The 12,382-nt window shown below is 66.3% G+C and carries 11 protein-coding genes and 1 tRNA gene; 6 read left to right on the plus strand and 6 right to left on the minus strand.

Annotation, left to right across the window (positions count from 1 at the left end; all coding sequences use genetic code 11):
- Positions 1–45 precede the first annotated feature (45 nt).
- Both ACYX4S_RS06515 and ACYX4S_RS06520 read left to right on the plus strand, forming a co-directional pair.
- Positions 46–1,470, plus strand: coding sequence for a diguanylate cyclase domain-containing protein (locus ACYX4S_RS06515; RefSeq protein ID WP_476362301.1), 1,425 nt, complete (start codon positions 46–48; stop codon positions 1,468–1,470).
- 100 nt (positions 1,471–1,570) lie between these two features.
- Positions 1,571–2,275 (plus strand): VIT1/CCC1 transporter family protein, encoded by a 705-nt coding sequence (locus ACYX4S_RS06520; protein WP_293718582.1) that lies wholly within the window; start codon positions 1,571–1,573, stop codon positions 2,273–2,275.
- Here the strand turns inward: ACYX4S_RS06520 and ACYX4S_RS06525 are convergent.
- The gene (locus tag ACYX4S_RS06525; protein WP_476362302.1) at positions 2,272–2,988 is read right to left on the minus strand and encodes an HAD family hydrolase; all 717 of its coding nucleotides are present in this window, start codon (positions 2,986–2,988) and stop codon (positions 2,272–2,274) included. The two genes, ACYX4S_RS06520 and ACYX4S_RS06525, sit on opposite strands and share 4 nt — an antisense overlap.
- Positions 2,985–4,886: an ABC-F family ATP-binding cassette domain-containing protein gene (locus ACYX4S_RS06530; RefSeq protein ID WP_476362303.1), complete on the minus strand. Its 1,902-nt coding sequence runs from the start codon at positions 4,884–4,886 to the stop codon at positions 2,985–2,987. Before ACYX4S_RS06530 ends, ACYX4S_RS06525 begins: the two co-directional genes overlap by 4 nt.
- A gap of 162 nt (positions 4,887–5,048) precedes the next feature.
- On the opposite strand from ACYX4S_RS06530, the gene ACYX4S_RS06535 reads away from it, so the two are divergent.
- The gene (locus tag ACYX4S_RS06535) at positions 5,049–5,873 is read left to right on the plus strand and encodes a cyclase family protein (protein ID WP_476362304.1); all 825 of its coding nucleotides are present in this window, start codon (positions 5,049–5,051) and stop codon (positions 5,871–5,873) included.
- Positions 5,874–5,927: 54 nt separating this feature from the next.
- On the opposite strand, the gene ACYX4S_RS06540 is transcribed toward ACYX4S_RS06535, so the two are convergent.
- The 4 genes from ACYX4S_RS06540 to ACYX4S_RS06555 all read right to left on the minus strand — a co-directional run bounded on the left by ACYX4S_RS06540 (position 5,928) and on the right by ACYX4S_RS06555 (position 9,680).
- Positions 5,928–6,395, minus strand: a complete 468-nt coding sequence (locus tag ACYX4S_RS06540; RefSeq protein WP_476362305.1) for a DUF2269 family protein — start codon at positions 6,393–6,395, stop codon at positions 5,928–5,930.
- The gene (locus ACYX4S_RS06545) at positions 6,392–7,693 is read right to left on the minus strand and encodes an SDR family oxidoreductase (RefSeq protein ID WP_476362306.1); all 1,302 of its coding nucleotides are present in this window, start codon (positions 7,691–7,693) and stop codon (positions 6,392–6,394) included. Before ACYX4S_RS06545 ends, ACYX4S_RS06540 begins: the two co-directional genes overlap by 4 nt.
- A 153-nt stretch (positions 7,694–7,846) precedes the next feature.
- Positions 7,847–9,256, minus strand: a complete 1,410-nt coding sequence (gene glnA / locus ACYX4S_RS06550) for a type I glutamate--ammonia ligase (protein WP_293718594.1) — start codon at positions 9,254–9,256, stop codon at positions 7,847–7,849.
- An 85-nt stretch (positions 9,257–9,341) separates the two neighbouring features.
- Complete coding sequence (locus ACYX4S_RS06555; RefSeq protein ID WP_293718596.1) at positions 9,342–9,680, minus strand: P-II family nitrogen regulator; 339 nt, start codon at positions 9,678–9,680, stop codon at positions 9,342–9,344.
- Positions 9,681–10,120: 440 nt separating this feature from the next.
- Here ACYX4S_RS06555 and ACYX4S_RS06560 point away from each other — a divergent pair, with 440 nt between their 5' ends.
- From ACYX4S_RS06560 to ACYX4S_RS06570, 3 genes are all read left to right on the plus strand, one after another.
- Positions 10,121–10,546, plus strand: a complete 426-nt coding sequence (locus ACYX4S_RS06560; RefSeq protein WP_476362307.1) for a VOC family protein — start codon at positions 10,121–10,123, stop codon at positions 10,544–10,546.
- The gene (locus ACYX4S_RS06565; protein ID WP_476362308.1) at positions 10,543–12,120 is read left to right on the plus strand and encodes an NAD(P)H-hydrate dehydratase; all 1,578 of its coding nucleotides are present in this window, start codon (positions 10,543–10,545) and stop codon (positions 12,118–12,120) included. Before ACYX4S_RS06560 ends, ACYX4S_RS06565 begins: the two co-directional genes overlap by 4 nt.
- 151 nt (positions 12,121–12,271) lie before the next feature.
- Positions 12,272–12,356, plus strand: a tRNA-Leu gene (locus ACYX4S_RS06570).
- Positions 12,357–12,382 lie beyond the last annotated feature (26 nt).

Here is a 12,382-nt window from a genome sequence, read left to right on the forward strand (position 1 = left end):
GTCTGGGCCAAAGCGGAACCATGAGTGGCACGCGGATTGACAGGCATGGGGGCAGATACGTCCGGGGGGAACACGTTTGTGCGCCCCGGATCCTGCCCGCGCGTCACGCGCGGGCAGATTTGGTCCATCGTCGGTGGTACCGGACTGGTGCTTGCCGTCGCGCTCGCGCTGGTGCTGATCGTGACGAGCGTGGTCGTCTCGATGCGCCAGACCGCCAACCGTATCGACGACGAACGGGCGATGGCCGCCGCTTCGGCCGCGATCGGCGCGCTCCAGCGTCGTCTCTCGCTCACTGCTCAGGACAATGCGGTCTGGGATGAGGCCTATAACGCCGCGCTCGGCAGCGAGGCAGGCGTATGGATTCGCGACAACTGGGGCGCTCCCAGCGCAGCCTATCCTCTTTACGACGGGGTCGTGGTTCTCGCGACGGACCTTTCCCTGATCGCCAGTTACATCAAGGGATCCGAATTCACCCCCTCCGGTGCGGCCGGTCGGATGATCGCGCAACAGGCGGCGCGGGCCCAGGCCAGCGACAGGCCGGTGGCGAGCCTCCTGCGGATCGGTGACATGGTCGTTGCCTTCGCCGCCATGACCATGAAGCCGTTTTCGGTCGAGCCGACCAACGAAGAGATGCCGGTTCTGATCCTGATGAAGGCGATCGACGAGAACGTCCTCGAACTGATCAGTCGCGACTACCAGATCGTCTCGCTCGGTATCGGCGGCACCAGAATGCCCGACATGCTCAATCTCGAGCTGAAGGATCCGAACGGCGAACGGATCGGTTACCTTTCCTGGCCCAGCCGGAAGCCGGGAGACAAGGTGTTCGAGCATAACCGCCCGCGTCTCCTTGTCGCGGGTGCGACACTGGTCGTGTTCCTGCTTCTGGTGCTTGCGGCGGGTGCCGTGGAAACCACGCGCCTGCGCCGTATCGCGGCCGCTGCCGAACTTGAGGCAAAGCGGGACCCGCTGAGCGGAGCGCTGAACCGTGGCGGGTTTCTTGAAACCCTGGACACACTCGCAAAAGAGGTTTCGCCGGAGAGCCCGCTCACGCTGCACATGCTGGATCTCGACGGCTTCAAGAAGGTCAACGACACCTATGGGCACGCCGTCGGCGACCTGCTCATTTCCGCCGTCGCGGTGCGTCTCGCCGGCTTTGCGGACCAGTTTACGGCAATCGGCCGGCTTGGCGGCGACGAGTTCGCCCTGGCGCAAGTGCAGGCCCAGCCGCCACAGATTCTGGCGCAGCAGGTGATCGACGCGCTGTCCATTCCCTTTATCGTCGGAGAGCGCGAGTTTCATGTCAGCGCCAGTATCGGCCATGCCACAAGCCTTGATGGTGGCGATCCGGCTGAGCTGATGCGACGGGCCGACGTGGCTATGTATGCCGCGAAGGCTGCCGGAAAGTGCCATGCCTTGCAGTATGTGTCGGGCATGGAGGACCTGAGGCGGCCGGCGGACGTGCGAAGCTGACGCGCCACGCTCGATCGCCTGTTAATCTCCTCGTCATGGAAGCAGGGCAGCTTGCCTTCTCGCGGTCTCGGAGGCCGCGACCGTAGAGGAGTGACAAAACATGGCCGCGCGCGCGGTATCCCATCCCGAGTTTCACAGCGTCGAACGGATCGGCTGGCTTCGCGCCGCCGTTCTGGGCGCCAATGACGGGCTTCTCTCGACCGCCAGCCTCGTCGCCGGCGTCGCCGCAGCCCAGGCCACGACCTCCGACGTCCTGATCGCGGGTTTCGCCGGACTTCTGGCCGGAGCCATGTCGATGGCCACGGGGGAGTTCGTTTCCGTCTCCTCGCAGGCCGATACGGAAAAGGCGGACCTGGCGCTGGAGCGGCGCGAGCTGGAAGAGGATCCCGAAGGCGAACTGGAGGAGCTCACCGGCTTCTACGAGGCGCGCGGTGTGTCGCGGCAGACGGCCGAAGCCGTGGCGCGCGAACTGACAGCGGCTGATGCGCTTGGCGCTCATGCGCGCGAGGAACTGGGCATCACGGACATTACCACCGCGCGGCCGCTGCAGGCGGCGCTGACGTCCGCGGTCACCTTCGCGGTGGGAGCGGCCTCGCCGCTGATTGTGGTGCTGGCAAGCCCGACCGCCATGCTGCTGCCTGCGATCGTCGTCTCGACGCTCTTTTTTCTCGCGATCCTGGGAGCCCTTGGTGCCCGGGCGGGTGGTGCCAATGCGGCAAGGGGGGCTTTGCGGGTCACGGTGTGGGGCGCACTGGCGCTTGCCGTCACCTCCGCCGCCGGCGCACTTTTCGGGGCGGCCGTCTAGGATGTGGCCCCATCGCGAAGACGGGCAAGGAGAGCGGGCAGGCCTGAGAGATCTGCGAGCCGGTGGAACCTCTCGTGCCCGTCCGGCTCCTCCGCCCGTTCCAGTTCCCAAGTGATCTCGTAGGGGACATGCACGGCGTGGCTCCCCGCCTGAAGCGCGGGAAGAATGTCGGACTTCAGGGAGTTGCCGACCATCGCCGCGCGCGCCGCGCCATCGCCATGGCGCGCGAACAGCGTTTCGTAGGTTCCGCTCGTCTTCTCGTGAACGATCTCGATGGCGTCGAAGCGCTCCGCCAGGCCCGATTCCGCGATCTTGCGCTCCTGGTCGAAGAAGTCGCCTTTGGTGATGAGCACCAGCCGGAAGTCACCCGACAGCGCCTCGAGCGTCTCGTTCACGTGGGGCAGCGCATCCACCGGATGGGACAGCATCTCGCGCCCGGCCTCGAGGATGGCGCCCAGAACGCTGGACGGGGCGCGACCGTCGCTCACCTCGACCGCCGTTTCGATCATCGAGAGAATGAAGCCCTTGATGCCGTAGCCATAGAGCGCGAGGTTGCGCCGCTCCGCGTCGAGCAGGCGTTCCACCAGATTGTCCTTCTCGCACCAGTCGGCGAGCAGTTCGGCGAAGCGCGCCTCGGTCAGGCGGAAGAAGTGCTCATTGTGCCAGAGCGTGTCGTCAGCGTCGAAGCCGATGGTGGTGAGGCTGGTGCTCACGTTCCCTCCAGCTCCGCCGAGAGTTCCAGCCAGAGCTCTTCCGTGCGAACCAGCTTCTTTTCAAGGTGGGCACGCTCGCGCACGTATTTCGCCGCGCGCTCGGGTTCACGCGTGAAGAGGTCGGGATCGGAAAGCACCTCGTCCACGCGCTCCATCTTCTGCGTGATGCGGGACATCTCGGCCTCGGCGTCCTTGATCTCCTTGCGCAGCGGAGCAAGGCGGGCACGCTTTTCCGCCGCCTCGCGCCGCTTCTCCTGCGCGGTGCGGGTGTCCTCGGGTTCCGCCGGCTCCTCACCCTGAGCTTCCGTCGCGCCGTGCTCGGTCTTCTCGCCGCGCTCGCGTTTCAGGATGAGCTTGCGATAGTCCTCCATGTCGCCGTCGAAGGCGCGCACCCCGCCGTCGGCGACCAGCCACAGGCGATCGGCGCAGGCCTCGACCAGATGCCGGTCGTGCGAGATGAGGATCACGGCACCCTCGAAGGCATTGACCGCCTGCATAAGGGCTTCCCGGCTGTCGATGTCGAGGTGGTTGGTCGGCTCGTCGAGGATGAGAAGATGAGGACCGTCGAAGGTGGCAAGGCCCAGAAGAAGGCGCGCCTTCTCGCCACCCGAGAGATCCTGCGCGGCGGTGTCCATGCGACTGGTCGACAGGCCGAAGCGGGCGACCCGGGCACGCACCTTTGCTTCCGGCGCCTCGGGCATGAGCTTGCGCACATGGGCAACCGGACTGTCGGCGGGAACCAGGTCGTCGAGCTGATGCTGGGCGAAGAAGGCGACCTTGAGCTTGGGCGCGCGGGTAATGCCGCCGGAGGAGGGGGCAAGGCGGCCCGCGATCAGCTTGGCGAAGGTGGACTTGCCGTTGCCGTTCGCGCCCAGAAGCGCGATGCGGTCGTCGTTGTCGATGTTGAGCGCAAGGCGCGACAGCACCGTGCGCTCACCGTATCCCACGGACACATCGTCGAGGCGGATGATCGGCGGGGCCAGCCTGCCCTCCGGTTCGGGGAAGGAGATCGGCGGGCTCTCGCTGTCGACCACTGCCGAAATCGGCTCCATCCTTTCCAGCATCTTGAGGCGGGACTGGGCCTGGCGGGCTTTCGTCGCCTTGGCGCGGAAGCGGTCCACGAACGCCTGCATGTGCTTGCGCTGGGCGTCCTGCTTCTCGCGCGCCTTTTCCTGAAGCTGCATGGCCTCGCGGCGCTGGCGGTCGAAGCTGTCGAAGCCGCCGCGATAGAAGGTGAGCTTGAGCTGGTCGAGGTGAACGATGCTGTCCACCGCCTTGTTGAGCAGGTCGCGGTCGTGGCTGATCAGCAGGACCTGATGCGGGTAGCGCGCGACGTAGTTCTCAAGCCACAGCGTGCCCTCGAGGTCGAGGTAGTTGGTCGGCTCGTCGAGAAGCAGCAGGTCGGGCTCGGAAAACAGCACCGCGGCAAGCGCGACACGCATCCTCCAGCCACCGGAAAAGGCGGAGCAGGGGCGTGCCTGCGCAGCCGTGTCGAAGCCGAGGCCGGCGAGAATGCGCGCGGCGCGCGCTTCCGCCGAATGGGCGTCGATGTCGGCAAGGCGGGTGTGGATCTCGGCGATGCGGGTCGGGTCGCTCGCGGTTTCGGCTTCCGCCATCAGCCGGGCGCGCTCGGTGTCGGCGGCCAGGACCACCTCAAGGAGCGTTTCCTCGGTCCCCGGCGCTTCCTGCGCGACCTGGCCGATGCGCAGGTTCTTCGGCAGGCGGATCTCGCCGCTCTCCGGCGCGCTTTCGCCCGTGATGAGGCGGAACAGCGTCGACTTGCCGGTGCCGTTGCGGCCGACGAATCCGGTCTTGGCGCCGGCGGGAAGAGTGACGCTGGCGCGGTCGAGCAGCGTGCGCCCGGCAATTCGGTAGGTAAGGTCTGTGATCTGCAACATGGCGGGATCAATGGCGGGAAAGCGTGTCGCGCGCAAGGGCACCACGGCAACGGTCCGCGGAGATTTTTCGCACCTGCCCTGAAGCGGTTCGCGGCAATTGCGGTGCGAGGCGGGACAAGCCTAGGATGCAGGTCTCGCACACACAAGCCGGAGGGGAAAACCATGTGCGTTCCAGGATGTCAGGAAACCGTCGCGCGCCGGCTCAGCCGTCGCGGCCTGCTCAAGGGGCTTGCCGGGGTCACGGCGGGCACGGCCGCCTTCACGGCCTTTCCGCCGCCGCGTGCGGCCCGCGCCGCGCCTGCCTCGTTCGACCGGGCGGTCGATCTCACCCATGCGCTCATGGAGGATTTTCCGACCTTCTTCGGCAAGCCGCAGCTCGAGATGGAGCGCACCGCGGAGTTTTCCAAGGACGGCTTCAACATGTTCACATGGCATCTGGCCGAGCACACGGGAACCCACCTCGACGCGCCGCTGCATTTCTCCGCCGACGGAGCGAGCGCGGACGAACTGGCTCTGGACCAACTGGTGGTTCCGCTCGTTGTCGTGGATGTGAAGCAGCAGGCCGCGGATGACGCGGACTATCAGGTGTCGGTGGAGGACCTGAAGGCCTTCGAGGCGGCGAACGGAGCACTGCCCGAAGGTGGCTGTGTCGCCATGAACTCGGGCTGGGGCGCGTATGTTGCCGAGAAGAAATTCCGAAACGCGGATGCGGACGGTGCGATGCACTTTCCCGGATTTTCGAAGGAGGCCTGTCTCTACATGATGGAAAAGGGCGTGGTCGGCATTGCGGTCGACACGCTGTCGCTCGATCCCGGCGCCTCGAAAGGTTTCGATGTGCACTACACCTGGCTACCGTCGGGCCGCTGGGGCATCGAGTGCCTGGCCAATCTGGACGAGGTGCCGGCAACAGGCGCGACGATCGTGGTCGGCGCGCCGAAGATCAGGGGCGCGACCGGCGGCCCGAGCCGGGTTCTGGCGCTGGTGTGAAGGGGAGTGGGAGCGGCCGGTGTCCGTGCCGGCCGCTTCTGTATCGGATGGCCGTCAGAGCTGCGGCTTGGTGAGCATCAGCCAGACAATCGCGAGAACCGCGCCGAAGGCCGGGAAACCGCAGACGAACCACATCCTGTAGAGCCTGTGATAAGCCTCGGGCAGCGGTTGGTTCCCGTCCCGGGCGGCGGCCGCAAGCTGGCGCAAGCGGATCTGGATCCACACGACCGGGAGCCAGAACATTCCGACGAACACATAGAGCGCCAGTGACAGGGCAATCCAGCCCTCGCCGAGCGACCAGCCCACTTCGCGCGCGAGCAGATAGCCCGTCACGGGCTGCGCGATGGCGGCGGTCGCGGTGAAGAGCGTGTCGGCGAGCACGACGATCCCGGCCACATGGGCGATCAGCGCCGGATCCCGGCTTCGGTTCGAGATCACCATGAAGAAGGCGATTCCCGCCCCGGTGCCGAGCAGGACCGTCGCGCCGATCACATGCAGGAAAAGCAGCAGGAAATAGGTCATCGGTCGTCGGCGAGGCTGAGAGTGACGAGGGCGAGGCCGGCTGCGGGCAGCACCTTGACCAGCGGGCCGAGCGGATCCGCCCAGAGGTCGGGCGCAAAGAGGGTGCCTCCGGCGAGATAGGCCAGCGACACGGCGATCATGCCCAGACACGCCGCGCGGACACCGGGCCGCCACAGAACGGCGAGACCGAGGACAATGTCGGCAATGCCGCCGGCGATCACCGCCGCCCGGGCGAGGGCGGTGTCCATGCCCCTGTCCGTGAGGATGTCCCGTGCGGTTTCCAGTTGCAGGAAGCCGATCACGCCGGATGCGGTCCAGAACAGCGACAAGAGCACGATCATCAGCGGGAACAGGAGGAAGAGACGAGCGTACCAGCGTTCCTGTACGGTTGCGGGCAACGCCTTGAATGTTGCCTCAAGCGGACGGCAGGCATTGCCGCCCGCGCTCGTCCAGGCCGACGGGTCGCCGCCGATGCCGTCTTCCAGTGCCCGGACCGCGTTGCTTCGAAGCGGAGACCGCCAGCCAAGCCGGCCGGCGAGATCCGCGACATCGCAGCACAGGCGCAGGAGAGGCGCGGGCACCGGCATCTCGATAGGTGCGGGCGGATGACCCAGCCAGCGCCGTGTCATCTTCAACGTGTCAAGAAAGCTGCGTGATCGGGCCTCGGTGATGTCGGCGACCGTTTTGGCAGGAATGTCTCTCTTGGCGGCTTTCACGACGGCGGCGGTGAGATCGTCCACGAAGACGGTCTGAACCGGTGCGTCGGCCAACACGCGCGGCAGCACGAAGGGCAGGCTCGCGGCCGCCCTGAGCAGGGCGGTTCCACCATAGGCGGCCGGGGCGATCACCAGGGTCGGACGCAGGATCACCCAGTCGATCGGGGAGGCGCGGACAATGGCGTCGCCTCGGGCCTTGGTGCGGAAAAAGTCGGTTGGGGCATCGTCGCGCACGCCGGCGGCGGAGATCTGTACGAGGCGTGGATGCGAGGGGGACCGCTCCATGGCGTCCACGAGTGTCGCGACCGCCCGTTCGTGTATCGCGACGAGATCGTCACGCCCACCGTCCTGCAGCGCGCCGGCCGCATTGACGACGACCTCGGCGTCGCGAAGCACCTCTAGCCACGCCTGGCCGTCGAGGCGTGTGATGTCGGCGATGATCCAGTCAGCGTCCGGCGCGAGGCGGCTGGCGGCTGCATGTGAACGGCCGACACCGGTGACCGAAAAGCCCGCAGCCTCAAGCGCGCGCATGCAGGCGGAACCGATAAGCCCGTACCCGCCGAGAACGACGGCCTTTGCCAAGGGTGATCTCCCGCCCGGATGCAATTGGCCTCTCATAGCCGCCGTGCGGGGCGGTGGAAAGGGCGCCCGACAAAAAAGCCCCCGGCGAGAGATCGCCGGGGGCTTCGTGTCTTTCTCCGGAGGCCGGACCGCGAGGGGCCCGGCGACCTGGCATCAGACGGAGTAGTACAGGTCGTACTCGACCGGATGCGGCGTCATCTCGTACCGCATGTTCTCTTCCATCTTCAGCTCGATGTAGGCGTCGATCTGGTCATCGTCCATGACGCCGCCGGCCTTCAGGAAGTCACGGTCGGCATCAAGGCTCTCGAGCGCCTCACGCAGCGAAGCGGACACGGTCGGGATGTCCTTCAGCTCCTCCGGCGGCAGGTCGTAGAGGTTCTTGTCCATCGCGTCGCCGGGATGGATCTTGTTCTTGATGCCGTCGAGGCCGGCCATGAGCAGGGCCGCGAAGGCGAGGTACGGGTTCGCGGACGGATCCGGGAAACGAACCTCGACGCGCTTCGCCTTCGGCGAGGTCGAGAACGGAATGCGGCAGGACGCCGAGCGGTTGCGCGACGAATAGGCCAGCAGAACCGGAGCCTCATAGCCCGGGACCAGACGCTTGTAGGAGTTGGTCGACGGGTTGGTGAAGGCGTTGAGCGCCTTGGCGTGCTTCAGGATGCCGCCGATGTAGTACAGGCAGGTCTCGGAAAGATCCGCGTACTGGTTGCCGGCGAAGACCGGCTTGCCGTCCTTCCAGATCGACTGGTGAACGTGCATGCCCGTGCCGTTGTCGCCGAACACCGGCTTCGGCATGAACGTCGCGGTCTTGCCGTAGGCATGGGCGACCTGATGCACGACGTACTTGTAGATCTGCATCTTGTCGGCATTGCGGGTCAGCGTGTCGAACTTGATGCCGAGCTCGTGCTGGGCGGCAGCCACCTCGTGGTGGTGCTTCTCGACGGTGACGCCCATCTCGGTGAGGACCGTCAGCATCTCGGAGCGCATGTCCTGGGCGCTGTCGATCGGCGGCACCGGGAAGTAGCCGCCCTTGGTGCGCGGACGGTGGCCCATGTTGCCCATCTCGTACTCGGTGTCGAGATTGGTCGGCAGCTCGCCGCTGTCGATCTTGAAGCCGGTGTTGTAGGGCTCTGCCGAGAAGCGGACGTCGTCGAAGATGAAGAACTCCGCTTCCGGACCGACGAACACGGTGTCGCCGATGCCGAGCGACTTCATGTAGGCCTCGGCCTTCTTGGCGGTCGTGCGCGGGTCACGGCTGTAGGCCTCGCCGGAGATCGGGTCGATCACGTCGCAGAGGATGGAGATCGTCGACTGAGCGAAGAACGGATCCACGTGGGCCGTCTCGCAGTCGAGAACGAGCATCATGTCGGACTCGTTGATCGCCTTCCAGCCCGCGATCGAGGAGCCGTCGAACGCGACGCCCTCGGCGAACATGTCCTCGTCGACCAGACCGGCGTCCATGGTGACGTGCTGCATCTTGCCGCGCGGGTCGGTGAACCGCAGGTCGACGAACTTGATGTCCTTGTCCTTGATTTCCTTCAGGATCTCGCTGGGCGTCGTCATGTATTTCTTCCCTGTCTCACAAAGTTCGGTTGGTTGGGAATTGCCGGAGCGGCCGCCTCGGGCCGGCTCCGGGGATCTGCGGTCGTCAGATCGCGTCGTTTCCTGTCTCGCCGGTGCGGATGCGGACCGCTTCCTCGACGGTGGAAACGAAGATCTTGCCGTCACCGATGCGGCCCGTCTGGGCGGCGTTGCGGATGGCGTCCACGGCCTTCTCGACAAGCTCGTCGGGAAGAACGATCTCGACCTTCACCTTCGGCAGGAAGTCGACCACATATTCCGCGCCGCGATACAGCTCGGTGTGACCCTTCTGCCGGCCAAAGCCCTTCGCCTCGGTCACGGTGATGCCCTGCAGGCCGACGTCCTGAAGGGCTTCCTTGACCTCGTCGAGCTTGAACGGCTTGATAATCGCCTCGATCTTCTTCATCGCCTCCGCCACTTCGCGTCGTTCGGTTTCGAAATGCCGGCCGTTGCGGGCCTGCGATACCCGATGATTAGCATGTGCCGTGCCAACTCCGCTTGCCGAAAAATCAGCCTGCAAATCGGGCAATTCGGGAGGTGTAACACGATGCGCCACGCGGGGTTGCCAAAGATGAAGCCTATTTTATGGGCAATGTGAATAGAAAGTAATCACAAAAGCGGCGCCTCGGGTCGGGAATCGTGGTGAGGCGTGTTCACGAGATGCGGCGTTTGAGAGAGGTGCCTTCGAGGCGCAAATGGCGCATCCTCACGATGGAACGACGTTCATGCCCGTCTTTGCGGCGATGTGCCCACAAAGTGGCTACACGCTTGCGAGGAAAGCGCTGCCGGGCGAACGTGGCGAGATTGTATCGCCCGCGGTGCGGCGCAGCGAAGGGGGAGCGCGAGATGCGGATACTCAGCCTCGATCATCTGGTTCTGACCGTTGCCGATCCGGACAGGACGGTGGCCTTCTATCATGGGATCCTGGGCATGGAGGAGATCGTCTTCGGCGGCGGACGCCGTGCACTGTCCTTCGGTAGCCAGAAGATCAACCTGCACACGGCCGGCGCGGAGTTCCAGCCGGCGGCACGCAAGCCGACGCCGGGCTCCGGCGACCTCTGCTTTATTGTCGAAAGCCTCGAGGATGTCATCGACAGGCTTCGCGAAGCCGGTGTGGAGATCGAGGAAGGGCCGGTGACGCGCACGGGTGCGTGCTCGCCGTTGCGTTCGGTCTACATACGCGATCCCGACGGCAATCTCGTTGAGCTTTCCGAGCCGCAGGCCGTGGTCATTGCCGGTGCCGACGATCATGCGGGGGAGGCTGGCGCGTGAACGAGTTGCTCACGCCCTCGGAAATGGGCGAGGCCGACCGGCTGACGATTGCGGGCGGTGTCGCTGGCCTCACACTCATGGAGGCGGCGGGGCGTTCCGTCGCCGATGCTTGTTGTCGACTGGTTCGCCCCGGCGATCCGGTGCTTGTTCTCGCGGGTCCCGGCAACAATGGAGGCGACGGTTTCGTGGCCGCCCGGCTGCTGCGTCAGCGCGGCCATCCGGTCGAGGTGCTGCTGTTGGGCGACAGGGCTCGGCTGAAGGGCGATGCCGCCGGCGCCGCCGAGGCGATGGAGGCTGCCGGAATCGGTGCGCCCCCCCTGTCCGGGGAAGTGCTCGGCGCTGGACTGTCGCGGGCATCTCTCGTGGTTGATGCCTTGTTCGGCGCGGGACTGGACCGGGGGCTCGGCGGTGTTGCGGCGGAGGCGGTTCGCCAGGTCAACGAGAGCGGGCTGCCCGTCGTCGCGGTGGATCTGCCTTCCGGTGTCAGCGGCGCGAGCGGCCTGCCCCTGGCCAACGCGGAGGGCGAGGCCGTTGCGATCCGGGCCACCGACACGGTTACCTTCTTTCGTGCCAAGCCCGGACATTATCTGATGCCGGGCAGGTCTCACGCGGGCCGGCTGGAAATTGCCGACATCGGCATAAGGGGCGATGCCATCGACCGGATTCGCGAAGGCGATGCGACCGCGATCCGCCTCTGGCGCAACGGACCGGACCTGTGGCGGGATGCCTGGCGGGCACCGGGAGCGGAGACACATAAATATGCGCGCGGCCATGCGGTCGTTCTGTCCGGTCCCGCGCTTGCCACCGGCGCGGCCCGGCTTGCGGCGGCCTCCGCGCTCCGGGTCGGGGCGGGGCTCGTCACCGTGGCGAGCCCTCCGTCGGCGGCTCTTGTGAACGCCGCGCATCTGACGGCGGTGATGCTCCGTCCGGTCAGGGACGAAACCGCGTTCGACGACCTGCTTTCCGACGGTCGTGTCACTTCTCTCGTTCTTGGTCCCGGGGCCGGGGTGGGGGAGCGGACGGCGGCGTTCAGTCTTCGTGGTCTGTCCCGGTTGGGGCCGCGCGGCGGCACGGTCGTGCTCGATGCGGATGCGATCACGTCGTTTTCGCCGGACCCGCAGGTTTTGTTCGATGCAATTTCCGGGGCGGGCGCAAATGCCATCCTCACCCCGCACGCGGGCGAGTTCGCCCGGCTGTTTCCCGATCTTGGCGAGTCGGACGGCTCCAAGGTGGAGCGCGCCCGGGCGGCGGCGCGCCGGAGCGGTGCGGTGATCGTCCTGAAGGGGGCAGACACGGTGATTGCCGCGCCGGACGGGCGTGCCGCGATCAATGTCAACGCCTCCGCCTGGCTTGCGACGGCGGGCTCGGGCGATGTCCTGGCCGGAACGATCGCCGGACTGGGTGCGCAGGCGGTCGAGCCGTTCGCGGCAGCGGCGATGGGAGTGTGGCTTCACGGCGAGGCGGGAGCTGTCGCGGGCGTCGCGCTGACGGCGGAGGACCTGCCGGGTGCTCTGAAGCCGGCTATGGAGCGCCTGCTTGCCGCGCAGGTGGATGTGGCGGGAGAGGGCGCTTGAGACGCGGGCGGGAAACATGGCTCCACTTGCCGTGCCGGACGCATCGGCATTGCCTGTCGATGGGCCGGGCAAATCCCCGGATTTTTCTTTGACCCCACCAGACGGAATGGTATAGAGGCCGCGCCTTGGCTTTGGGGCACTTCCGCACGTCGCGGGCGTGGTGGAACTGGTAGACACGCCAGATTTAGGTTCTGGTGGCGCAAGCCGTGGGGGTTCAAGTCCCTCCGCCCGCACCACGCGAGAGCCTGCCCTGGCCCCCGCT

The organism is Stappia sp. ABD4_338 (assembly GCF_056312175.1).

Bases quoted from the DNA above. Each gene is read 5' to 3' on its own strand.
- ACYX4S_RS06560 (WP_476362307.1), top strand. From the start codon at position 10,121: ATGCGGATACTCAGCCTCGATCATCTGGTTCTGACCGTTGCCGATCCG.
- ACYX4S_RS06540 (WP_476362305.1), bottom strand. From the start codon at position 6,395: ATGACCTATTTCCTGCTGCTTTTCCTGCATGTGATCGGCGCGACGGTC.
- glnA (WP_293718594.1), bottom strand. From the start codon at position 9,256: ATGACGACGCCCAGCGAGATCCTGAAGGAAATCAAGGACAAGGACATC.
- ACYX4S_RS06530 (WP_476362303.1), bottom strand. From the start codon at position 4,886: ATGTTGCAGATCACAGACCTTACCTACCGAATTGCCGGGCGCACGCTG.
- ACYX4S_RS06515 (WP_476362301.1), top strand. From the start codon at position 46: ATGGGGGCAGATACGTCCGGGGGGAACACGTTTGTGCGCCCCGGATCC.
- ACYX4S_RS06535 (WP_476362304.1), top strand. From the start codon at position 5,049: ATGTGCGTTCCAGGATGTCAGGAAACCGTCGCGCGCCGGCTCAGCCGT.
- ACYX4S_RS06520 (WP_293718582.1), top strand. From the start codon at position 1,571: ATGGCCGCGCGCGCGGTATCCCATCCCGAGTTTCACAGCGTCGAACGG.
- ACYX4S_RS06555 (WP_293718596.1), bottom strand. From the start codon at position 9,680: ATGAAGAAGATCGAGGCGATTATCAAGCCGTTCAAGCTCGACGAGGTC.